This is a genomic window from Paenibacillus sp. 01T422 (assembly GCF_056398785.1).
In genome coordinates this window covers 15,309-37,838 of the sequence record NZ_JBFTQB010000001.1, presented here as the reverse complement: position 1 = coordinate 37,838, position 22,530 = coordinate 15,309, and the positions used below count along the sequence as shown (strand labels likewise).

At 49.1% G+C, this 22,530-nt stretch carries 21 protein-coding genes; 8 read left to right on the top strand and 13 right to left on the bottom strand.

From position 1 onward, the window contains the following. The coding region (locus AC1DUA_RS00180; RefSeq protein WP_477497800.1) for a TetR family transcriptional regulator at window positions 1-195 on the bottom strand (195 nt) is incomplete at its 3' end. A 21-nt stretch (window positions 196-216) separates the two neighbouring features. Then, window positions 217-942, bottom strand: coding sequence for an MBL fold metallo-hydrolase (locus AC1DUA_RS00175; RefSeq protein ID WP_477497799.1), 726 nt, complete (start codon window positions 940-942; stop codon window positions 217-219). A 155-nt stretch (window positions 943-1,097) separates the two neighbouring features. Here AC1DUA_RS00175 and AC1DUA_RS00170 point away from each other — a divergent pair, with 155 nt between their 5' ends. From AC1DUA_RS00170 to AC1DUA_RS00155, 4 genes are all read left to right on the top strand, one after another. Then, window positions 1,098-2,174: a M42 family metallopeptidase gene (locus AC1DUA_RS00170; RefSeq protein WP_477497798.1), complete on the top strand. Its 1,077-nt coding sequence runs from the start codon at window positions 1,098-1,100 to the stop codon at window positions 2,172-2,174. A gap of 119 nt (window positions 2,175-2,293) precedes the next feature. Beyond that, entirely contained in the window at window positions 2,294-2,731 is a 438-nt protein-coding gene (locus AC1DUA_RS00165) for a GNAT family N-acetyltransferase (RefSeq protein WP_477497797.1), read from the top strand. Between the two features lie 43 nt (window positions 2,732-2,774). After that, window positions 2,775-3,167 carry a DUF2500 domain-containing protein gene (locus AC1DUA_RS00160; protein WP_477497796.1) on the top strand — a complete coding sequence of 131 codons (393 nt, stop codon included), beginning with the start codon at window positions 2,775-2,777 and terminating at the stop codon, window positions 3,165-3,167. A gap of 16 nt (window positions 3,168-3,183) precedes the next feature. Continuing rightward, window positions 3,184-3,567: an MmcQ/YjbR family DNA-binding protein gene (locus AC1DUA_RS00155; protein WP_477497795.1), complete on the top strand. Its 384-nt coding sequence runs from the start codon at window positions 3,184-3,186 to the stop codon at window positions 3,565-3,567. Window positions 3,568-4,056: 489 nt separating this feature from the next. Here the strand turns inward: AC1DUA_RS00155 and AC1DUA_RS00150 are convergent, their stop codons facing one another. After that, entirely contained in the window at window positions 4,057-5,136 is a 1,080-nt protein-coding gene (locus tag AC1DUA_RS00150) for a sensor histidine kinase (protein WP_477497794.1), read from the bottom strand. Then, window positions 5,133-5,810, bottom strand: a complete 678-nt coding sequence (locus AC1DUA_RS00145; protein ID WP_477497793.1) for a response regulator transcription factor — start codon at window positions 5,808-5,810, stop codon at window positions 5,133-5,135. The genes AC1DUA_RS00150 and AC1DUA_RS00145 overlap by 4 nt, the downstream gene beginning before the upstream one ends. A 174-nt stretch (window positions 5,811-5,984) precedes the next feature. Between AC1DUA_RS00145 and AC1DUA_RS00140 the strand changes: the two genes are divergently transcribed. Continuing rightward, on the top strand, window positions 5,985-6,470 hold the full coding sequence (locus AC1DUA_RS00140) for a hypothetical protein (RefSeq protein WP_477497792.1): 486 nt from the start codon (window positions 5,985-5,987) through the stop codon (window positions 6,468-6,470). Window positions 6,471-6,567: 97 nt separating this feature from the next. Here AC1DUA_RS00140 and AC1DUA_RS00135 read toward each other — a convergent pair whose 3' ends face one another. After that, window positions 6,568-7,107 (bottom strand): PadR family transcriptional regulator, encoded by a 540-nt coding sequence (locus AC1DUA_RS00135; RefSeq protein ID WP_477497791.1) that lies wholly within the window; start codon window positions 7,105-7,107, stop codon window positions 6,568-6,570. A 113-nt stretch (window positions 7,108-7,220) separates the two neighbouring features. On the opposite strand from AC1DUA_RS00135, the gene AC1DUA_RS00130 reads away from it, so the two are divergent. After that, window positions 7,221-8,699, top strand: coding sequence for a DHA2 family efflux MFS transporter permease subunit (locus AC1DUA_RS00130; RefSeq protein ID WP_477497790.1), 1,479 nt, complete (start codon window positions 7,221-7,223; stop codon window positions 8,697-8,699). 712 nt (window positions 8,700-9,411) lie between these two features. Here AC1DUA_RS00130 and AC1DUA_RS00125 read toward each other — a convergent pair. The 4 genes from AC1DUA_RS00125 to AC1DUA_RS00110 form a co-directional block, all read right to left on the bottom strand. Continuing rightward, the gene (locus AC1DUA_RS00125) at window positions 9,412-10,206 is read right to left on the bottom strand and encodes an ABC transporter ATP-binding protein (RefSeq protein WP_477497789.1); all 795 of its coding nucleotides are present in this window, start codon (window positions 10,204-10,206) and stop codon (window positions 9,412-9,414) included. Further along, window positions 10,206-11,120 carry an ABC transporter permease gene (locus AC1DUA_RS00120; protein ID WP_161407011.1) on the bottom strand — a complete coding sequence of 305 codons (915 nt, stop codon included), beginning with the start codon at window positions 11,118-11,120 and terminating at the stop codon, window positions 10,206-10,208. The genes AC1DUA_RS00125 and AC1DUA_RS00120 overlap by 1 nt, the downstream gene beginning before the upstream one ends. A 110-nt stretch (window positions 11,121-11,230) precedes the next feature. Beyond that, the gene (locus tag AC1DUA_RS00115) at window positions 11,231-12,280 is read right to left on the bottom strand and encodes an ABC transporter substrate-binding protein (protein ID WP_477497788.1); all 1,050 of its coding nucleotides are present in this window, start codon (window positions 12,278-12,280) and stop codon (window positions 11,231-11,233) included. Between the two features lie 192 nt (window positions 12,281-12,472). Next, entirely contained in the window at window positions 12,473-13,459 is a 987-nt protein-coding gene (locus AC1DUA_RS00110) for a Gfo/Idh/MocA family protein (RefSeq protein WP_477497787.1), read from the bottom strand. A gap of 423 nt (window positions 13,460-13,882) precedes the next feature. Here AC1DUA_RS00110 and AC1DUA_RS00105 point away from each other — a divergent pair, with 423 nt between their 5' ends. Then, a complete protein-coding gene (locus AC1DUA_RS00105; protein WP_477497786.1) occupies window positions 13,883-14,518 on the top strand; it encodes an FMN-binding negative transcriptional regulator in 636 nt (211 codons plus the stop codon). Window positions 14,519-14,574: 56 nt separating this feature from the next. On the opposite strand, the gene AC1DUA_RS00100 is transcribed toward AC1DUA_RS00105, so the two are convergent. The 3 genes from AC1DUA_RS00100 to AC1DUA_RS00090 all read right to left on the bottom strand — a co-directional run bounded on the left by AC1DUA_RS00100 (window position 14,575) and on the right by AC1DUA_RS00090 (window position 18,020). Continuing rightward, window positions 14,575-16,401, bottom strand: coding sequence for an ABC transporter ATP-binding protein (locus AC1DUA_RS00100; RefSeq protein ID WP_477497785.1), 1,827 nt, complete (start codon window positions 16,399-16,401; stop codon window positions 14,575-14,577). Between the two features lie 158 nt (window positions 16,402-16,559). Then, window positions 16,560-16,955, bottom strand: a complete 396-nt coding sequence (locus AC1DUA_RS00095; protein ID WP_477497784.1) for a VOC family protein — start codon at window positions 16,953-16,955, stop codon at window positions 16,560-16,562. Window positions 16,956-16,988: 33 nt separating this feature from the next. After that, window positions 16,989-18,020 (bottom strand): GGDEF domain-containing protein, encoded by a 1,032-nt coding sequence (locus tag AC1DUA_RS00090; protein ID WP_477497783.1) that lies wholly within the window; start codon window positions 18,018-18,020, stop codon window positions 16,989-16,991. 209 nt (window positions 18,021-18,229) lie between these two features. Between AC1DUA_RS00090 and AC1DUA_RS00085 the strand changes: the two genes are divergently transcribed. Beyond that, a complete protein-coding gene (locus AC1DUA_RS00085) occupies window positions 18,230-19,393 on the top strand; it encodes an iron-containing alcohol dehydrogenase (protein WP_477497782.1) in 1,164 nt (387 codons plus the stop codon). Between the two features lie 503 nt (window positions 19,394-19,896). Here AC1DUA_RS00085 and AC1DUA_RS00080 read toward each other — a convergent pair. Beyond that, window positions 19,897-22,212, bottom strand: coding sequence for an ATP-dependent DNA helicase (locus tag AC1DUA_RS00080; protein WP_477497781.1), 2,316 nt, complete (start codon window positions 22,210-22,212; stop codon window positions 19,897-19,899). Window positions 22,213-22,530: the final 318 nt, after the last annotated feature.

Here is a 22,530-nt window from a genome sequence, read left to right as displayed (position 1 = left end):
AAGCAGCAGTCCACGCCGGGAAAGCTGCATCCGAAGATCAGGTAAACCTTTAATATGGTTATAAAGCGACGGCGTTTTTACGTTCAATTTGGCTGCTAGTGCTGCTAATGTTAGGCCCTCGACACCTTGCGTATCAGCCATTTCCACAGCTGCTTGCAGCACGTTTTCTGCGTCTAGTCCTTGTCGTTGCGCCATGGATGTTCCCGTCCCTTTTATCTAAATGTTTGCTGCCGTCATCTGAAACTTTTGGGCTGCTTCCGCGATAGCACGGTCGATCACCGCAAGCGGCTGTTCAACCATTACGCCGTGTCCGACTGCAAGAAGACTTGGAGATAGCTGTCTCAATTTGCGGGCGCTCTCCAGCGATACTTCTTTGTTCCATGTTGCCATAGCCGGGAACGGAAACCAAAACTTCATCAAACCAGAAACCGCTACTCCACCGCGCACTTGAAAAGCATCACCAGCAATCAACGCACGGCTGCGTACATCCAGGAAAGCCATCGATCCCGGTGTATGCCCTGGAGAGGCAATAGCTTGCAGCGAGCCTACGAGATCGCCATCTTTTAACAGCACATCCGGCTTGGTCTGCACCGACTTCGGAACATCTCCTTTAATCGGTGAATTCGGTTCACCGGCCTCCAGTTCCTTGCTGCCCGCCAGCAGCTTGGCATCTCTTCGCGAAATATAAACTTTCGCCTGCGGCAGAACTTTTTTCAAGCCATCTAACGCCCCAATATGGTCGCCATGCCCATGAGTAAGCACGATACGGGTGATTGGTTTACCGATACTCGCTGCAGCCTGAAGAATGCCTTTTACACTGAATGGCAGCGCCGTATCAACAAGCGTCAACTCGTTTTCTTCCTCCACCAAATAACAATTCACCGGAAAAAATCTCGGCATAAAAGCCACCTGATACAATGAACCGATTTTCGTTACTTTCATTCTGAACGCCTCCCGCTTATTATTTATATTAGTATAATAACTAAGATCATTAGTTTTGTAAAGATGCCTTCAGCCTAAATCTCATTTATTTTTCTGTTATGGTAAAATAAAGTTTATCGCACTACCTAATCATGCAAAAAAAGTGAGGATTTCCAATGAACACTGAAACGTTAGAGCTTTTCCGAACATTGACTGAACTCCAGGCAGCTCCTGGTTTCGAACGAGAGATCCGCAAGTTTGTCCGCGGTGAGATGGAGAAATATACGGACGAGTTCGTCCAAGACGGCCTCGGCAGCTTGTTCGGCATCCTGCGTGGTGACGAGGCTGGCCCCAAAATCATGGTTGCCGGCCATTTCGACGAGGTTGGCTTCATGGTTAGCGGCATCACCGAGCACGGCACCATCAAATTCCAGCCCCTCGGCGGCTGGTTCAGCCAAGTACTGCCCGCCCAGCGCGTGCAGATTATGACCGAGCAAGGGCCGATCATCGGCGTGATCGGCTCCGTGCCCGTGCACTTGCTGGACGAAGCGGCACGCAGCAAGCCCGCAGACATCAAGACGATGTACATTGACATCGGCGCAGAAGATAAAGCCGATGCACTCGCCATCGGCATCAAGCTCGGGCAGCAGATTGTACCCATCTGCCCGTTCACACCCCTGGCCAATCCGAAACGGATTATGGCCAAAGCTTGGGACAATCGCTACGGCGTAGGCCTGGCGATTGAACTGATGAAGGAGCTTCACGGCGGGCCGAAGCTCCCGAATGTCCTGTACGCGGGCGCTACCGTACAGGAAGAGGTTGGCGTGCGCGGTGGACGCACGGCAGCGAATCTCATCCAGCCGGACTTGTTCTACGCGCTGGATGCCAGTGCCGCCGGAGATATGACCGGCGACCGCAATGCTTTTGGGCAGCTGGGGCGCGGAGCGCTGCTGCGCATTTTTGACCCTACGATGATTACCCATCGCGGGATGGTCGAGTTCATTCTGGATACGGCGAAGACGCATAAGATCCCGTATCAATATTTTATTTCGGCAGGCGGTACAGATGCCGGATTGGTGCACGTGCAAGGTACCGGCATTCCTTCGGCCGTGATCGGCGTTTGTGCGCGTTATATCCATACTTCCGCGTCGATTCTTCACGTCGATGACTATGCTGCAGCGAAAGAACTGCTCATCAAGCTCGTGCAAGCGAGCGACCGTACAACATTGAACACAATTCATGAGCAAGCATAATTGGTCATTCGTGACTCTCAACCCGCCCTTAAGCGGGTTTTTTTATGCAAATGTAGAACTCATGTTCCAATATATGGTATAATTAGTAGAATCATAGGATCACAGAAAGAAGGCCCGTAATGACGTATATCATTCGAGAAGCACAACCCCAAGATACGAAAGAAATCAGCAATTTTGTTTCCAAACGGACAGGCAAGATGATTTCCCCTTTGCACATTGAGAATAGGTTGCATTTTATACGCGACAATCCCGATGAATCCCTCTATGTATACGAAGAAGAGAACCAAATTCTAGGGACTCTAGGTTTTCGTATTCGCCAAGCGGACGATGCCGTTGTGAAGTTTAGCGAAATCTCCGTCATTTCCGTTGAAGAAGCGAACAGCTGCCAAGCAGCTGCGGATAAGTTAAAGAGTTATGCCGAACAGCTGACCCAAGAGCACGCTTGTTCCGGAATGTGGTGGATTACAGGTTCCGAGAACAATGAGGATAGCCGAAAAGCGAAACAACCGCTTGGTTTTCATGAAACCGGGTATCGATTCGTCAAAAGATTCCTCTAAAAAAGTCCGGGAATTTACTACGAAACTTTGAGGAGTGATTGTTATGTCAACAGGTTTTAACACAGGACCCTTTCCTAATCAGAGCAGCGGAGACCTTTTTATGTTGATTTTTACGATTGTAGCGGTGCTTATTGGCGGCTTTATTTTATTTGTCATTATCAAAGGATTCATCACCTGGTCTGCCAATAACGCTTCCCCTATCCAAAACCTAACCTGTAAAGTTGTAGCCAAAAGAATGCAGGTTAGTGGAGGTTCCGGGGATTCCAGTGCTAATACGAGCTATTATGCTACATTTGAATTTGAGGATCGCCAAAGATTAGAATTACGCGTCGGGCGGGATCAGTTTGGTTATATCGTTGAAGGAGATCAGGGAATACTGACTTATCAAGGCACTAGATTCAAAGGATTTTCCCGCCATTTATCCTTTCAAGCATAAGGGGGGTGTTCCATCCATGACACATCATCAATTTGTAACCGCCAAAGGCCTAGAAGGCGTTGCCAGAGTAAGAGCATTCTGCGAGCAGCTGCCTGAAGTCGTGGAGAAGATCGACGGCTTTGGCCATGTGACCTTCCGTGTGAAGGACAAACCCTTCGTCATGATGGGAGAAACGGATGGTCAACCATCCACAGCGATCAAGACTAATATGACGACACAAGAATTTCTCCTCCAGCAGGAGGATACACCTTATCGTAGAACGGCCTATATCGGTCAGCACGGTTGGGTGTCGATTCTCGACATGGATCTAGTTCCTTGGTCGGAAATGACCGACTTAATCACGGAAGGGTATGCCCGAACAGCTCCCAAAAAGCTGCTTCAATTGATCCAAACGAAATAGAACTTCATAACCTTTACAAAAACTACGCAATTCGAAGGAAATCAAAGGAAACACTGCAATAGTCGGTAATAATCGCTTTTTAGCAAATATTCTGAATATTTACAATATTTTAATAATGGACTATAGTTGGTTTAGGCTCACTTGAAGGACAAGCCTTACAGCTGGTAAGGACCCCCAAGAGTAGCCAGGATATTCTCAACTTAGGAAGGGGATAGTCCAATGGACAATGTTAGCGAAACATGCCCACTTTTCCTTCAAACGACGGAAGAAAAGGTGCGGGAACGAGTAACGTTCATCGGGCATGTGGGAATCCAGAGGCGGTAAATGTGAACAGCGTTTATTCGAGGAAAGGATCCGTAACAGGTAAAGTCGTAATTTCAACGGAAGTTGGTTTGATTGGAGTGTGTGTAGGGACAATTGAATACCATGTATGAAACTTAGAGACCTCCGGTTATCACTGATAAGCGGGGGTCTCTATTTGTGCCCCTTCTAAGACTCCTGCAACGGCAACCGAACGATAAAAGTCGTCTTCTTCTCCGGTTTACTCTCTACGGATATAGTTCCAGCATGCATATCAATGATCTTTTTCACGATCGATAGTCCTAACCCGTTGCCCCCAGAGGTTCGATTCCTCGATTTATCTGCTTTGTAGAAACGTTCAAATATATGCGGCAAATCTTCCTCAGATATATTAGCGCCATTATTGGATATTCGGATGATGGCTTCTTTTCGGGTACTTTCAACATGGACACCTATTATGCCGCCAACGGGCGTGAATTTGACCGCATTATGAATTAAGTTCGTCCACACCTGACTCAGCAAGTCTTCATCCGCCGATAGGGTAACGGGTTCCAGATCAATGTCCATTTCGATGTTTTTCTCTATCCATTGCGGTTCACAGGCAAGAATGTGATTGCGGATCTGCTTATCTAGGCGGTAACTTTTCGGCTCAAAAGGGTGATGTTGGGACTCTAATGACGATAATTTGAGCAAGTTATCACTCAGTTTGGAAAGACGTGTACTTTCGGCTTCAATAATTTCCAAATAATGCTTGCGTTCCTCTAGCGTGATGGTCTCGTTCTGTAGCGCTCGTGAGAAGCCGCTGATGGAAGTCAGCGGGGATTGAATTTCATGAGACACGTTAGAAATGAATTCCTGCCTCATTTTCTCCAATTGGCCTAGCTCTACCGCCATGTTGTTGATGGAATCAACCAGTTCTACAAAAGGGCCATTATGCGGATTATTGTCAACGGACACATTGAAATCCCCTCTGGACATGCTTTGGATCGCCGCAATCATGGTTTTAAAAAACTTCATCTGCTCGCTGCGGAAGAACCTGCCCAAGAAAGTCATAGTGACACCCCAAAGAAACATTCCGGTGATACAATTTATAAGCTGAACGATCACTTCACTTGGCCGTTTATTGATATGCGTGTAAATCCACTCTGTGCCGTAAAAGGCCCCCAGCCAGTACAGAATGATGAGCAGAAAAAAACCTACGCCGAACAAAGTGCCGCGTACACGCTGACCGCGACTTCTGTGATCTTTCCTCCGCGCTTTCCTGTTCATGATGGCAGTACCTCCATCCGGTAACCTAGCCCCCGAATCGTCGCAATGCGAAAAGCGTGCCGCTCCTCTGGAAATCGTTCACGGAGCCTATTGATATGCACATCGATAGTCCGCTCATTGCCTTCATAATCGAAGCCCCAGATCTGCTCAATCAACTGGTCGCGCGAAAATGTTTTCCCGGGATAACTCGCCAGCTTATAGAGCAGTTCGAATTCTTTGAGCGGCAAAGTCAAACTTTCGGACCCGACGGTTACCTCATAGGTTTTCTTGTTCATGCTGAGGTCACCGACTTGAACCGTTTGGGATGCAGCAATTTTATAGCGCTTCAACAGCGCTTTGACCCGCATCGCAAGCTCCACGGGCTCGAAAGGCTTAACGAGGTAATCATCGGTGCCCAGTTCGAAGCCTTTGACCTTCTGCGAAGTTTCGCCTTTGGCGGTAAGCATGAGCAGCGGTATATCATAGTGCTCCCGCAGCTCCTTGCAGAGCTCCCAGCCATCCATATTCGGCATCATGATATCCATAATCACCATGTCGACTTGGACGGTTTCTAGCAGCTTGAGCGCTTCCGCGCCGTCTGAAGCTTCAACGACATCGAAGCCTTCGTTCAGCATAAAGACGCGGACCAACTCGCGAATATAAGGATCATCATCTACGATCAGGATTGGAGCCATTTTTATATCCAGCCTCGCTTCATGTAAGGTCTAATTTTAATTTATTTTAGCATAAGGCACTTTTATAAACTGAATTTAAACCAATGAAGGCCTATTACGATGTAAGGGCTTTTTTTGGCAAAAAAATTGTGATACATTTTGGAGAAAGTATCTGTTTTGGGGGGATCTCACCTTATGATAACGAACACGTATGCCCAGTTTTCCATGATTCAAAGTGCCGAAGCCGAAGCTGCTTATCAGCAAGAGGTATGCTCCGAGGGTTATGCTGGCTTTCGCCGCCTGCTGGACGGCTTAACTGAGGCAATCAAAGCAGCCACAGATGCGGACATCCCTGGCCTAGAGCAGGCGCTCGCCAAAGCTAGCCGCCTATTTCCTGAGCCGGTACAATTCAGTCCGTCGTGGGAACGCGTTTGGGTCGAGCTGGAGGCTACTTTAGCCGCGAAGAAACATGTCCTATCGACCATTTCACCGGCGGAACGCACGGGAGAATGGCAGGTCATCATGGATAACCCACAGGCTGTTCAGGAAGTTGTGTGCTACCCCGGCCTGGAATTCCATGACGCTGCGTATTTGTACGCCTATTTCCGTCCCCAGCTGGAGAAATCGGAATACATCCGCCTCCAGAAGATTCAAACCGTCATTCAAGAGCYTGGTCACTGAAGGGCGTTGCCTAAAAATAGGGGAAAAATAAAGCCCGTTATCGGGCTTTTCGGGGTCTGAACAGCACCGCGGCAACAGCGAAGCATTAATTCTTTCGTTATTTCAGCTTTGACTTCATCCACTCACACCATTGGAGGTCTGCGTCTACTTTGAGCGTAGCTTTCCTTATTAGGACATAATTTCCGAACAAGCGGTCATGTATCCCTAACTCCTCAAGCGGTTTATCGCTAAGTCTTTTGACCTTCTCAAAGCTCTCTCTAAAGCCCTCTTTCTTTCCTTTATAATAGCTCTCGCGCTCAAGCAGCATTTTCATTGCCTCTTCTTTATCTACGAGGCCAATGCAGTATACTTTCAGCGCAAATTCATCACGAGTTACTGGCGGGTCTGTAGGCAGCCCGATCCACTCCTGAAGTGCTTTTAGCCCAACTCCTGTTAGTGAATATACTTTTTTATCCGGCTTATCCGACTGGATAACATGTACAAACTCCACATACCCCTTCTGCTCTAGCTGAGCAAGGAGTGGGTATATTTGACTGTGCTTTGCTGGCCAAAAAGGCTGAATATGCTGCATAAGCTCATAGCCCGTTCGGGAATCTTTAGATAGTAGGCTGAGCAAGCCATAGGAAAGGGTATTCATAGGAACTCCTTGTTATGTCATAATTGACATATATCCGCTTTGGTAGTATGATGATTTTCATTCAAATTATAGAGAATCCGGCGAGTAAGATCAATGGAGAGTGGAGGTATCAAGTGAGTAAGGATGATTTACAACAGATTCGTTTCTGGCCCATTATGATTGCAATCTTCTTCGGATCTTTCGTTTCGATCTTGAGTATGAGTACAATTAATATTGCTATACCGATTTTGAGTGAACATTTTCATGCTGATTTGAGTAAAATCCAATGGACGATCACAGGATTTATGCTCGCAAGCGGTACAATTGCCCCTATAACCGGTTACTTAGGTGAGCGATTCAGTTATAAGCGTCTGTACGCTTTGGCTCTAGTTGGATTTACTGTCTTTTCCTTATTATGCGCAATTTCATGGGATGCTTCTTCCCTTATTGCTTTCCGTATTATCCAAGGGGCTTTCAGTGGGCTCATTATGCCGGCGACGATGACTATCGTGTACCAGGTCATCCCTCGTGACAAGCAGCCTATTGCGATTTCCCTATGGTCCTTATCCGCTATGATGGCTCCTGCCATCGGGCCGACTCTGAGTGGCTGGCTTCTGCAGAATTGGAGCTGGCACTGGTTATTCCTTCTTAATGTGCCCGTTGGGCTTATTGCTATTTTTCTCGTTTTCAAGCTAATTCCATTCTACCGTCTTTCTGTGCCAAAAAGGTTCGATGCGATCGGTTTAATCACCGTCGTCCTCGGAAGTCTCTCTTTGCTCGTGGCTTTCTCTCAAGGCCATTCTTGGGGATGGACATCAGGCCGTGTCATCGGCTTGTTCGCAGGAGGTATCATCATGCTTGGTCTCTTCATTTGGAGAGAGCTGAAGGCAGATTCTCCTTTGCTGAATGTTCGCATCTTGGCTAATACGCGTTATTCTCTGACGCTTATCATTTCTAGTATTGTTACCATCAGCTTGTACTCGGGAACTTTCCTCACACCTATTTTCCTGCAAAATATTCAGCATGTAACGCCGCTTGATACTGGCTTGATCCTGCTGCCAGCTTCTCTTGCTATGGCGCTCTGCATGCCGATTGTAGGTAAACTATACAGCATTCTGGGGCCGCGAATTCTTCTGTTTACCGGGATTTCCTTGATCGCAATAGGCACATTAACACTTAGTTGGTTAAGTGTCGACGTATCCCGCGGCTATATCGTATTCTGGATGATCGTGCGTAACGTCGGGATTGCTTTTGCAACAATGCCAGCAAGCAACGCCGGTATGGAGCAAATTCCGCGCACGCTGTCCGGTCATGCAACATCCATGAGCAACTGGGTGCGCAATGTTTTTGGTTCCTTTGCTATCGCACTGTTCACCTCCGTTCTGGCGTCCCAAACCGCGACGCACTCGCAAGAGCTTGCTGCGAGCGGGATTGCGGACAAGGCCGTTATCGGTACGCACTCTTTTACAATGAGCGTGAACGATGTGTACTTACTAGCTACGTTCATCGTGCTGGTTGCACTGCCGCTCAGCTTGTTCGTCGGCAAACGCCCGATTGAGAAAGAATCTCCTGCTGCGATTGCTGCTGTAATCAAGCCTGGAACAGCTAAATAATATGATAAGTCCTTGCTTTTGCTGCTAATATGCAGCGGGCAGGGACTTTTCTTTTTAGCTGGCATCTGGATGTGGGTTTGAGCCTTGTTATTTCGTTGCGAGGCGGCTTCTTTGGACTTGTTGGCTCTTGGATGTGGTGCTAAGTTGTACTTTATACAACGATTTGATGACTTTTATCAGCTGTAGCCACTCCACCGATTCTCTTTTACTTGTTTAACTTCCTCTGCTCGCACCATTCTCTCTAACAAGCACTTCTGCTGCATCTTTGTTACTTGGAGTAGCCCTCCCACATCGGTGCAGTAGCACCGATTCTCTTTTACTTGTTTAATTTTCTCTGCACGCACCATTCTCTCTAACAGGCACTTCTGCTGCATCTTCGTTACTTGRAGTAGCCCATCCCATCGGCGCAGTAACACCGATTCTCTTTAAATTGTTTAACTTCCTCTGTTCGCACCATTCTCTCTATCAAGCACTTCTGCTGCATCATTGTTAGTTGGAGTAGCCCATCCCATCGGTGGCAATAGCACCGATTCTCTTTAAATTGTTTATCTTCCTCCGCTCGCACCATTCTCTCTAACAGGCACATTTGCTGTATCTTCGTCACTTGGAGTAACTAATTCTATATGGGTGGCACAGCTACGATTCACTATAATTAATAAAATAAAAAAGCCCTCAGCCAAGGAATAACTCCTTGCACTGAAGGCTTCTCTTATTAACCCAGCACCACGCGGTCATCCGACAGCTTACTGCCGCTGATGTGCTCGAACTCACCGAGCAGCTGCTCCACGGTGAGGTCTTTCTTCCGCTCCTCGCTCACATCGAGGATGATGCGGCCCTTGTCCATCATGATCAGGCGGTTGCCCAGACGAATCGCCTGCTCCATGTTATGCGTGACCATGAGCGTGGTCAGCTTCATTTCGCGCACGATTTCCTCGGTCAATCGTGTAATCAGCTCCGCCCGCGCAGGATCAAGCGCGGCGGTATGCTCATCCAGCAGCAGAATCTGCGGCTGGGTGAAGGTCGCCATCAGCAAGCTGAGGGCTTGGCGCTCTCCGCCGGAGAGCAGACCCACCTTCGCGCGCAGACGGTCCTCCAGGCCAATGCCCAGGCGCTGCAGCTGTTCCAGGAACAACGCGCGTCGACGCGCGTTGGTGCCGAAGCTAAGCCCGCGCTTCTTGCCGCGGGTATACGCCATGGCGAGATTCTCCTCGATGGTCATTCGAGGAGCCGTCCCCGCCATGGGATCTTGAAAGACGCGGCCAATCCAGCGGCTGCGCTCGTATTCAGGCAGGTGGTGGATCGTCTCACCACTGATGGACACTTCGCCGGCATCTGGCGTCATCACGCCAGAGATGATGTTCATCAGCGTCGATTTGCCGGCGCYGTTACTGCCGATGACCGTGACGAAGTCGCCGGGCTTCAAGGTTAAGTTAATGCCGATCAACGCGATCTTCTCATCGGCTGAACCCGGGTTAAAAAGCTTGGAAACATTCGAGAGCTTAAGCATCAGCGGCCACCTCCCTTATTCATTTGCACAGCGCGGGCGATGAGCTCAGCAGAGCGGCGTTTGGCCGTTGCCTTTTGCCGGATAGACCGCTGCACAGATGGCAGCACAAGCGCGATAATAACGATAATCGCTGTTATCAGTTTCAAGTCAGAGGCATTGAGCCACTCCACACGCAGCGCCAATGCAACCACGATGCGGTACACAATGGAGCCAAGTACTGCCGCAAGTGTCGCTCGGAACACACTCTGGGAGCCAAAGATCGCTTCCCCGATAATAACGGAAGCCAAACCAATGACAATCATCCCGATACCCATAGAAATATCGGCAAAACCGGATTGCTGAGCAATCATCGCACCAGAAAGCGCTACTAATCCATTCGATAAACTGACACCTAAGATTGTGGTATTATCTGTATTTGATCCAAAGCTGCGAATCATGCGAGCATTATCGCCAGTTGCACGTAACGACAGCCCCAAATCGGTATGCAGGAAGCCATCCAGCAGCAGTTTAAACAAAATCACAACAATGAACCCTACCGCGATCGGAGATATGGACGTGAACATAGTATCCGCGCCAAGCAGCGAGATATTAGGCCTTCCCATAATCCGCATATTAATCGAATACAAAGCAATCATCATCAAGATACCAGACAAAAGCCCGTTAATTTTCCCCTTCGTATGAAGCAATCCCGTACAAGCCCCAGCGGCTAGTCCACCTGCAAAAGCAGCCAAACAAGCGAGCACCGGAGAGTAGCCATGCGAAATCATAATAGCCGCAATCGCACCGCCAGTCGTAAAACTCCCGTCCACCGTTAAGTCAGGGAAATCGAGTATCCGAAAAGTGATATAGACACCAAGTGCCATCAGGGCATAAAGAAGCCCCAGCTCGACAGCACCGTTCATGGAATCCATCATGTTGTAACAACCTCCTAGTTTAAAAATAAACAATACCCATCCCTCAGGTCAGACGGGAGAAAAAAAGAGATGAACGAAAGTGACGTCCACCCCTTTTGTATCCCCAAACCTTACTGAATGATGTTTTTCTCTTTGTCTTTCACAGCATTTTTCATCGCATCAGTCACTTCAACGCCTTGCGCTTTCGCTGCTTTCAAGTTCAAGATCAGATCCAGCTTATCAGGAACCGTTACTTTCATGTCTGCTGGTTTTTTCCCATTTTTCAAAATATCAACAGCCATTTGACCCACTTGATAGCCATGATCGTAATATTTGAAGCCAACCGTTGCAAAAGCTCCTTTTTCCACGGTATCGCGGTCACTGGAGAAGAACGGAATGTGCTTTTCGTTAGCAATTTGAATGATGCCGTCTACACCGCTAACAACTGTGTTGTCGAGTGTGATTAAGAATGCGTCTGCGCGTCCCACAAGGGATTGAGCAGCTTGCTTCACTTCTGATGTATTCGTTACTGGCGCCTTAATAAGCTTGATGTTGTTTTTCGCCAATGCTTGCTCAGCATTTTTCGCCATGATCACGGCGTTTGGCTCACCTTCGTTGATAACAAGTCCAACCGTTTTCACTTTTGGCATGTTAGCTGCAACGAAATCCATCAATTGAGCGACCGCCATTGGGTTTGTATCTGATGCTCCGGAAACTGTACCGCCCGGTTTATCTACATTCGTTACGATTTTAGCTGCAAGCGGATCTGTTACGGCTGCGAACAAAATTGGTGCTTTCTTCACTTGCTGTACGACTGCTTGAGCGGAAGGTGTTGCAATACCTAGGACTAGGTCATTGTCTGCGGAAGCAATTTTTTGCGCGATGGATAAATTGTTCGTTTGATCCCCTTGCGCATTGTTGTAGTCAACCTTCAGGTTCGTGCCTTCTACGATACCAGCGTCTTTAAGCGCTGCCAAAAAGCCCTGACGAGTTGCATCCAAAGAAGGATGTTCCACGATTTGCGTAATCGCGATTTTGTATGTCTTTGCCGCAGCTGCCGTTGCTGCTGGAGCTGTTGATGCGCCGCCTGCCGCTGGCGTTGTTGCTGCCTTTTGACCACAACCTGCTACAACCATAAGAGCTGCTGATAATACAAGTGATGCAAGTGCTTTCTTTTTCAACCTAATTACCCCTCTCTTTTTTCCCATTGGGTTGACTTGAATCCATTGCTCGCTCACCACTTTAACGCTTTTGCTCGCCAAAGTGTGAAGGCGCTGATTGGTATCCAAGCTGTAGTTCTAATTTACCATAGTTTAATTGGCTCGCGTGTTTCCGTCAATCGTTTTATCAACGCTGTTCATATATGGTCGAGATTAGAGCTGATTCTCCCTATAAAAGTCGCGAAGCATCTCATCCATGACCCGATTTGTCCGTGCGGCTGTCCGTCCTGTACTAGGACTTTGGCCCGTGCCTCTGAGCTCATCCACAACCATCCCAATCAGAGGCTGCTGAACATGCGCCGGATTCGGAATCGTAAATTCCTGTACCTGACCATCCGCCGTCTCCACGCGAAGATCCCCACCAAATGTCGAAAATGTTACTTTGCCGAGACTTCCGACAATCTCATTCACATCACTGCGTTTGAAGCTATTAAAGCTCCAAATTCCCGTCCCCATCACGCCCGATTCAAACGCGTAAGCCRTTGTCACGATGTCCTCAACCTGAAGCTGCCCACTCTGATTGCGAGCAAAGCCTTTGACTTCGCCGATCGGCCCCAGCAAATAGTCCAGAATGTCCAGTGTATGACTAGCCAAATCTACGAAAAGTCCACCTCCCGAAAGCTCAGGCTGCAAGCGCCACGGCAGCTCCTGACCCTGATCCTCTCTGAGCATTTGCAGGTAAGATGTATGTACAAACCGGATTTCCCCCAAAGCACCGCTGTCCAGCAGTTCTTTAATCTGAACAAACTTTGGCAAGCCTCGGCGATAATAGGCAACGAATAGCGGCACCCCAGCCTCCTCGCACGCGGCGATCATTTCCAGACACTCCCCGTGATTCCTAGCCATTGGCTTCTCCACATAAACGGGCTTACCCGCCTTAGCCGCCATCAACGTGTATTCATGATGATGACCAGGTGGCGTCGCCACATAAATAGCATTGACATCCGGATCATGAATGAGCGCATTCGCATCATCATACCATTTGGCCACGCCGTGCCTTCTCGCATAATCTTCCGCTAGCGCGCCATTGCGCCGCATGACAGCAACGAGCTCAGAGCCTGCCACCTTTTGAAGAGCCGGGCCGCTTTTAACTTCGGTTACATCCCCACAACCAATAATTCCCCACCGCACTTTATCCATTAACGCAACCCTCCAGATTATCGTTTGAATTCTACTTTACTTATTCGACAAACGTGCTTTTCCTCCTTTGAGCGAATCCAAGCAATAGGATGAAAAGTAGTGTAGCTAGTTGAAAACAAGCACAGTCGGAACTATGATCCTCTATTCTCCCTCCATTTCGGCTTATGGCAGATCAGGGGGAACTGTGGTCCCTTATTTCATTGCTTTAGGATGGAATACTGCGTATGGAAAGCGAATAAGATCCTACAGTTCCCCTTGTGGCCAAATATTGCCGATTTAGCTCAAATAACGCCCTATAGTTCCTCTCTAGTTTGAATGTAATGAGCATAGTGGTACACCATTTCCCGTCAAAATTGGCACTATGTACAGACCATCACCATTGGTATAATGTCGTTAAACTTAAAAAGCAGGTGAGAAACAAACATGTACATCCCTTCCCATTTTAAAATAAAAGATGAAGACCTTATGTACGCTATTATCGAACAAAATGGTTTTGCGACCCTGATTTCTCAGCATGACAACCGCCATTCCGCCACCCACTTGCCACTTACGCTTGATCGCAACAATAAATGCTTGTATGGACATGTCGCACGTCCGAATCCACAATGGAGGGATCTGCCGCAGCAGGAGGTTCTGGTTATTTTTCAGGGTCCACATAGCTACATTTCCCCCTCCTGGTACGAAACTAGCGACTCCGTTCCGACATGGAATTACGTCGCTGTTCATGTATACGGGCAAGCCGAGCTCATCGACGATGAGCAGGAAGTGATGTCCTCCATGCAGAGTTTGATTGCCAAATATGAGGAACCGGGTAGCCCCTATGATTTAGGAGCCGTAGATTCCGCCTACTTGGCCGGGTTAAACAAAGGCATTCAAGGCTTCAAAATCCACATAACGGACATGGAGGGCAAAGCTAAATTAAGCCAAAACCATCCGGCACAACGCCAAGAGCTTGTCATCCAAAGGTTAGAGGCTCTAAATAAGGAGAATGAGCGGAATATCGCCGCCTTGATGAAAGAGAATCTTGAACTTCGCCGCTTAGAAAAAGAAAAGGGTTGAACAGATTTCGTCTGTTCAACCCTTTTGGATATCGGCCGGATACACACCGGCCATTGTTATCTATGAGAAGGGGCCTCCGCGGAAGCCAGCGCCTCCTCTGGCAGCAAACCCGAGTCCGCGGAAAGCTGCTCCTGCAGCTGGAGCTGCTGCGTTGCAAACTCGCGGTACATGTCGTGGGACTCCAATAGTTCCTGATGCGTGCCGCTTCCTGTCACTACACCTTTATCCAGGAAGATAATCTGGTCAGCATCCACCACCGTCGATAAGCGATGCGCGATGACCAGCGTTGTCCTTCCCTGCATGAGGTTTTGCAGCGCTTGCTGCACCACAACCTCGGACTTGCTGTCCAAGCTGGATGTCGCTTCGTCCAGCATCAAGATCTTCGGATCGCGCAGCAAAGCTCGCGCAATCGCAATCCGCTGCCGCTGTCCGCCCGACAGCTTAATACCGCGCTCGCCGACTTCCGTCTCATACTTTTGCGGCAGCTCTTCAATAAATGTATCCGCATAAGCCATCTGCGAAGCCCGCTTCAGCTCTTCCAGCGTCACTTCACGCTGCAGCCCATAACAAATATTATCCCGGATTGTGCCTGCAATAAGCGGACTCTCCTGTGAAACATATCCAATCTGGCTGCGCCAGGAAATAAGCGAGAACTGATCAATAGGATCGGTCCCTAAGGTAACGGAGCCCTTCTGCGGTGTATAGAATCTCTCGAGCAGGGAGAACGTTGTCGTTTTCCCGCTTCCGCTCGGCCCTACGATCGCCGTCACTTTGCCTGCTTCCATCGTGAAGCTGACGTTTTTGAGGACGGACTCCCCTTCTTTGTAGCCATAGGTCACTTGATCGAAACGGATTGACTGTGAAGCATTCGCTACAGGCACTCCTGCATGCGGGTCTTCTTCTTCATGATCAAGGACTTTGAGAATCGTATCGGTTGCTCCCATTGCTTTTTGCGACTGATTGAAAAACTGTGTGATCTGCGTAATCGGCATGACAATTTGGAATAAATAAAGCATGAAGGCCACTAATTGACCCGCAGTTATGGCGCCTGAGGCTACCCGCGTACCGCCGTATCCGAACAGCACAACGAACAACATCAGCATAACAAACGTAACAAGCGGCGCCATTAATGCTTGAATTTTACCTTCACGAAGCCCGAATTTAAAGAGCCTTTGAATCCCTGAGCTACCTTCTTGATACTCCACGGGCTCTGCATTCGCTGCCTTCACCAGGCGGATCTCGGAGAGGACACGATTCAGCACAGAAGTGAAACTTGCCGTCTCAGCTTGCATGCCTTTGGAGATCTTGAACATTTGCCGCCCCAGCGGAAATAGGAGGAGGAAGGCCAGCGGGAATACGCTGAACATAATGAGCGTCATTTTCCAGTCCATATACAAGAGAACCGCAATCGAACCAATGATTGAAATAATGCCTGTCACGAACCCTGACATATGCTCAGCGATTAACCCTTTAATCACAGCAGTATCATTGGTCATCCGGGAAATCGTATCGCCTGTCTGATTGTTATCGTAATAGCGAACCGGCAGCACGAGCAGCTTTTTCCATAGTCGCTCACGAATGCCGGCCACAACGCTCTGTCCCGCGTGATTCAATAAGTAAACCGAGATGCCCGAGGCAACAGCTGAGCCGACGAAAGCGATCGCCATACCGCTAATCTGCATCCAGTTCAAGTTGTCGATCGAGAAGCTGTCGACCACATTTTTCGTAAATAACGGTATGACTAGCCCTGCCAATGTTGAAATAATGCTTAATCCTAGTGCTATGCCTAGAAGAAGCTTGGGCGGATTCGCCTGCAGAATCAAGCGCATAAATCCCCGCCAGTTGCTCGCGCTCTTAGGCGCTTCTTTCCTTGTAACTGCCATGTATCTCTACTCCTTTACCCGATCGAATTAGTGTACATCCGTCATGGGAATGATCTCTTCAGTATCTCTTTGCTAAAAGGATCATACACCTGTATTTTAAACGGAATATAAACAGGAACGAATCGGTCCGTGGACGTAGAGGGGCTCAGCGATTATGATTATGCCTCTGTTGAAATCTGCCAAATTACTCCGAATGGATCTTCAAGGCGACCGAACATTGTGCCCCAAAACATGCGCTCCAAGGGCATTATCACCGTACCTCGCTCGGATAGCGCTTCGAAAATACGCCTCGCTTCATCTTCACTTTTAAATTCCAGCGTCAAATCCATACCATTACCTCTATCCACCGATTCCGTACCTACATCCGCCATGAAAAAGCGTAGGCCAAGTGCCTGCAACTCCAAATGAAGCACACGGTCCTTCATCGATTCATCAGCCCCCGGCATATCTGCGAACGTACGCAGGCTAATGATCTCACCACCAAGCGCTTTTACATAAAAATCCGACTGTTCTCTGGCATTTCTGCTATAAAAATAAGGCGTTAACGTTGCCACAATAATTCCTCCTATTGGTTCAGATCGTTCAAGCTAGCCCCAAACTAAGCGGTCCCTGCCCTGCTCTTTAGCTGTGTACAAAAGCGTATCCGCGGCTGCCATGAGCTCCGCCGTCCTCTGGTCCTTCACACGAATCGTCGCTCCGAAACTCATCGTCACATGGAATTTCTCCACGTCCGAGCCGAACTCCAGTGCTTTCAGCTTCTCCCTGAATTGATGTATCAATTCACTCGCGATGTGCCGCTCATCCGTAAACAGAATAATGGCAAACTCCTCACCGCCATAGCGAAAAGCACTGCCTTGGCTACTAGGAATGATGTCGTCAAATAAACGCCCGATCGCCCGCAGCACAGCATCCCCGACTTGATGACCATATCGGTCATTAATATTTTTGAAATAATCAATATCCCCCATAATCAATGAGAAATACCGTCTCTTAGTAATCGTTTCCCTAATTTGCTCTTGAAAGCTGCGGTGATTGTAGAGCCCCGTCAGATAGTCTTTTTTAGCTAAATTCTCGAAAATCCCTTTCTCCACAAAATGCTTACGCTCCCGTGCCACAATAATACCGCCAATCACACCGATCATGATGAGAAAAGCAAAATTAAACAAATGCCGCGGCAAATCCTCATCTATGAAACCGCCGTCCACCAGGAAAATTACGCTGATATAGCCGATAATCGTCATGCATGTGGCTACCATAGCCCCTGTAAAGCTCCAGTAGAGTGAAGCGTGCAAGATAATGAGATAAGCAATCGGATAGAGCGGACTGTGCGTGCCGCCGGTCAGAGAAATGATCAGAAAAAAAGCAATGTAGTCCATGAATACGCCAAGTCTCGTAACATACCGATACAGCGCAGAATTAATTGAAGTGCGATGCAGAACATACTCCGTAAACCCCATATATAGAACCGACACGGTGAAAAGTGTGCAAAATAGGATCAGATCCCTCGTCGTATGGTGGTAGTATTTCAGGAATAAAATCGTTGAAGTTGGCACAAAAAACCAACGAACACAGCTATAAGCGATCTCCAAAATGTGATCAGATCTTCGGGTTTTAAACACCTGGCCATCACTTCCCTGAAAATGGAATCCTACCCCTTAGAATTTCTAGAATCATCCTATTAACTCCTTCTTCCACTATRCTAGTTGGCGCCTTTCTTTAAGCTGGAACTGGCTTTGTGCCTTCGTCCTGCTAATTTTGTTTTTTGCTGTTTCTTTCTATACAATATAAGGGTAAGACTTGATATAGATGATTTCGAGGAGGTAATTCGATGAATACGTTTACTTATTATAATCCAACCACGCTGCATTTCGGAGAGGGGACACTCGAGAAATTAACTGCAGAGGTACCCAAATACGGTAAAAACGTGCTGCTCGTCTATGGCGGCGGAAGCATTAAACTGAACGGCATTTATACCAAAGTTGTTCACTTGCTGAAGAACATAGATGCTTCGATTTTCGAACTGAGTGGTGTTGAGCCTAACCCAAGACTCTCAACGGTCCACCGCGGTGTTGAAATGTGCCGCACTCAGAACATCGACTTGATCCTCGCCGTAGGCGGAGGCAGCGTAATTGACTGTGCCAAGGCGATTGCTGTCGGGGCCAAGTATGAGGGCGACTTCTGGGATATCGTGACGCGCAAAGCTTCCGCAACAGGCGCGTTGCCGCTGGGCACCGTGCTTACGATTGCCGCAACGGGCTCAGAAATGAACTCCGGCTCCGTTATTACCAATTGGGAGACCAAAGAGAAGCTAGGCTGGGGCAGCCCGTTCTCCTTCCCGAAATTCTCGATTCTCGATCCTGCTCACACAACCTCCTTGCCTGAAAATCAAACCGTATACGGTATGGTCGATATCATGTCACACGTATTTGAGCAATATTTCCATCATGTTGATAACACACTTCTTCAAGATGGCTTCTGTGAAACGATTCTTCGGACCGTGATCGATACGGCGCCTCGCCTGCTGCAGGATCTCACTGATCTGGAGAGCCGCGCGACAATTCTGTACAGCGGCACCATGGCGCTGAACGGGACGCTTAGCATGGGAGTTCGCGGCGATTGGGCGACGCATAATCTAGAACATGCGGTGTCAGCTGTTCATGATATCCCGCACGGCGGAGGCCTTGCCATACTATTCCCGAACTGGATGAGCTATACGCTAGATGCCAATGTAGCGCGGTATAAGCAGTTCGCGCAGCGCGTCTTTGGCGTTACAACCACAGGCAAAACGGACCGCCAGGTAGCCGAGGAAGGTATCGCGGAGCTTCGCGGATTCCTTAACTCCATCGGTGCGCCAAGCCGCCTCGCGGATTACGACATCGACGATTCGACGATTGAGCTGATGGCTGACAAAGCCATGGTGTACGGCGATTTCGGAAACTTCAAGAAGTTAACACGCGAGGATGTTGTTAACATCTACCGCATGTCCCTATAACAAAGGGGCTATCCTTGAGCAGAGTCATCTGCTTACACCGGTACCCATAGTCTGTACACTATGAAAAAGTGTTCAGACTGTGGGTACCTTTTTTTGTATGGGTAAGTATCTGCCGCGCTACTGTAGCCTGCCCAGCTAGCCTGTGCGCCAAGGGAACTGGTGGGCCCGTCGATACATTGTAGACAGTTACAGTTATGGATAGATAGATGGAAAAACTACCGTTAATCTGCGCTACTCAGTGGCAGGAAGCGAAATAGCGGCAGGAACTCCAGCTAATTGCCCGTAGCAGGATGAAAATATGCTAGTTTGGCGACATTAGCGTTAGAAAATCCAGTTATTTGGGCAAAAGTGGAATAATCGAGGAAAATAGCAGGAGTAATCGGCGTTACGTACAGGTAATACCGGTTCCGCAGGGCGCCCTGAAGGGGCCGTTTAATCACAGGATGCCATCACCTACCGCAGCACCGTATATTCCCGCCACTCCTCTGGCAGCACACCATTACCTACCGCAGCACCGTATAATCCCGCCACTCCTCCGGCAGCAAGCGCTGATACAGCGGCTGCAGGTACCGGTCATCAATCAGCAGCAGCACGCCGCGATCCGTTTCGGAGCGAATCAGCCGGCCGCCAGCCTGCTGCACTTTGTTCATGCCGGGGAAGACGTAGGCGTACTCGTAGCCGTTTTTGCCCGTATCCTCGAGGTAGGCCTTGATCAGATTGCGCTCAGGTCCGAGCTGCGGCAGCCCTACACCAACTACGGCCACGCCGGTCAGACGTTCGCCGACCAAGTCGATGCCCTCCGAGAAGATGCCGCCCATCACAGCGAAGCCAACTAGCGTCCCATTACGGCCCGCCTGGAACTCGGCCAAGTACTGCTCCCGCTCCTCTTCCGGCATCTGAACCGTCTGAAGCAGAACACGGAGCTGACTATCCTCTCCCTGCTCACCCACAAGATCCGTAAAAGCTTCGTAGACACTACTCATGTAAGCATACGATGGAAAAAACACCAAATGGTTGCCCGAACGACTGGTCACCATGTGATGAATCGAGCGGGCAATCGCCTCCCGGCTTCGCTCGCGATCCTGATAGCGGGTCGACAGCGGCTGGACGAAAACCTCCAGCTGTTCCTTGGCAAAAGGCGAAGGCACGCTCACGGAGTAGTCCTCCTCGCCCGCTCCGAGCGTGTCCATGAAGAAGGACAGCGGCGAGAGTGTCGCTGAGAAGAACACATGCGAGCGATAGCCTTTCCCCATCTGCCGGAGCAGATGAGAGGGGTCCAGGCAGCTGAGCTTCACGCTGACTTCGTTGCGATCAGACGTGAACAACGTCATATAGCGTTCATCGTACAGCTTGGCAATACGGACGAAGTTATGGGCTTCGAAGTACGTCTCCAGCAGCAATGGACTTGCGGGGCTCCCCCCGCTTGCAGCCAGTTCCTTCTCAGCGCCTGCAAGGAAACCGTCGAGCAGCGCCAAGAGAGCCTCCGGCAGCTCCGGTTCCACTAGCATCGGACGGTCTCCAATTCTTTTGCGCAGCGTAATGAAATATTGATTAATCGCCTTGGCTGCATCATGCAGATCAGCGCGAACGCCTTTGAACTCCCGCTGCAGCGCAAGAAACCCGGATTTCCCCAAAGTGCTGCTGTACATCTCCCGCGCCCGGTCAATCAAATTGTGCGCTTCATCCACGAGTAAAGTCGTGTGCCGCCTCTGCTCCTCGAACAGCCTTTTTAAATTAACACGAGGGTCAAAAATATAGTTGTAATCGCAAATGACCGCATCTGCGGCATAAGCGACATCCAGTGAAAACTCAAAGGGACAAACGCGATGCTTCCGTGCATACGATTCAATCACAGTACGCGTCATAATCGTTTCCGACCCCAGAAGATCCAGCACGGCGCCGTTAATGCGGTCGTAATAACCATCTGCGAATTCGCAATGCTCCTTGGTACAGCGGACTTCGTCCTTCAGGCAAACCTTGTCCTTGGCCGTGATGGTCACGACATGTAGCTGAAGTCCTTGTGCCTGAAGCAGTCCATACGCTTCCTCTGCCGCTGTCCGTGTGATTGTCTTCGCCGTTAAATAGAAAATCCGCTGCAGCAGCCCCTCGCCAATCGCCTTCACGGACGGAAACAAGGTCGACATCGTCTTCCCGATGCCGGTGGGCGCTTTGGCGAACAGCTTGCGCCCTTCGCTGATCGATTTGTACACCGCTCCTGCCAGCTTGCGCTGTCCTTCACGATACGCTGGAAAAGGAAATGCCAACTCCTTGATGCTGCGGTTCCTGCGCTGTTCATGTTCATATATCGCCTGTGCATAAGGATAATACCGCTCTACCACGTCATGCACGAACTGTTCCAGCTCGCTGAACGAAGCTTCCTTCACGAATCGGCGCGTATCTTCCGTCTCCACCTGCATATAAGTAAGTTGAATGCGYATATGATGAAGCTCGCGATCTTTGGCTACCATATAGGCATAGCACATCGCTTGCGCCCAATGCACGGGGTACGAATCCTCTTCGATCTCGCTAATGTCCGAGGATGTGGACTTAATCTCATCCACCGTCACGGGACCACCGTCCGCATCTTGAAGCAGACCGTCGCACCGCCCGTCAATGACGAACAGCAGCTCCCGGTAGGCAATCTCAGCCGAAACATACACTTCATGCTGATCCGATTCGCCGTATTGTTTTTGCAGTTTTTGATGTGCCTTCGTACCTTCAACCAGCGCAGTGCTTGTCCGAAAGCCGGACTCAATACTCCCCCTGCGAAACACATATTCGACCAGAGCGCGCACGGAAATGTTGATCGTTTCAGCCATTCGTCCTTCTCCGTTCCAGAACATTCGTTCTTTATTGTATCATGCAGATAGACCAAATATCTACTTTTTCAGGAAAGGAGCCTCCATGTTCTATTTCAGTAAGATCTTCMTTAAACTGCTGCGAATGAACAACAAGTTCATCTATAGTCGTCGCCACAACCGTCGAGCGCAACTACCGCAACGTCCACTCCATCGTCGAGATCAAAAACAGCGAAAATATGCAAAACTTCCAGCATGTCAACGTGAATGAATTCATCCTCGGCTCCGAGACCATTTCGCAGCTTGCCGTTCGCTCGGCTTTTTCACCGGGATCGTCAC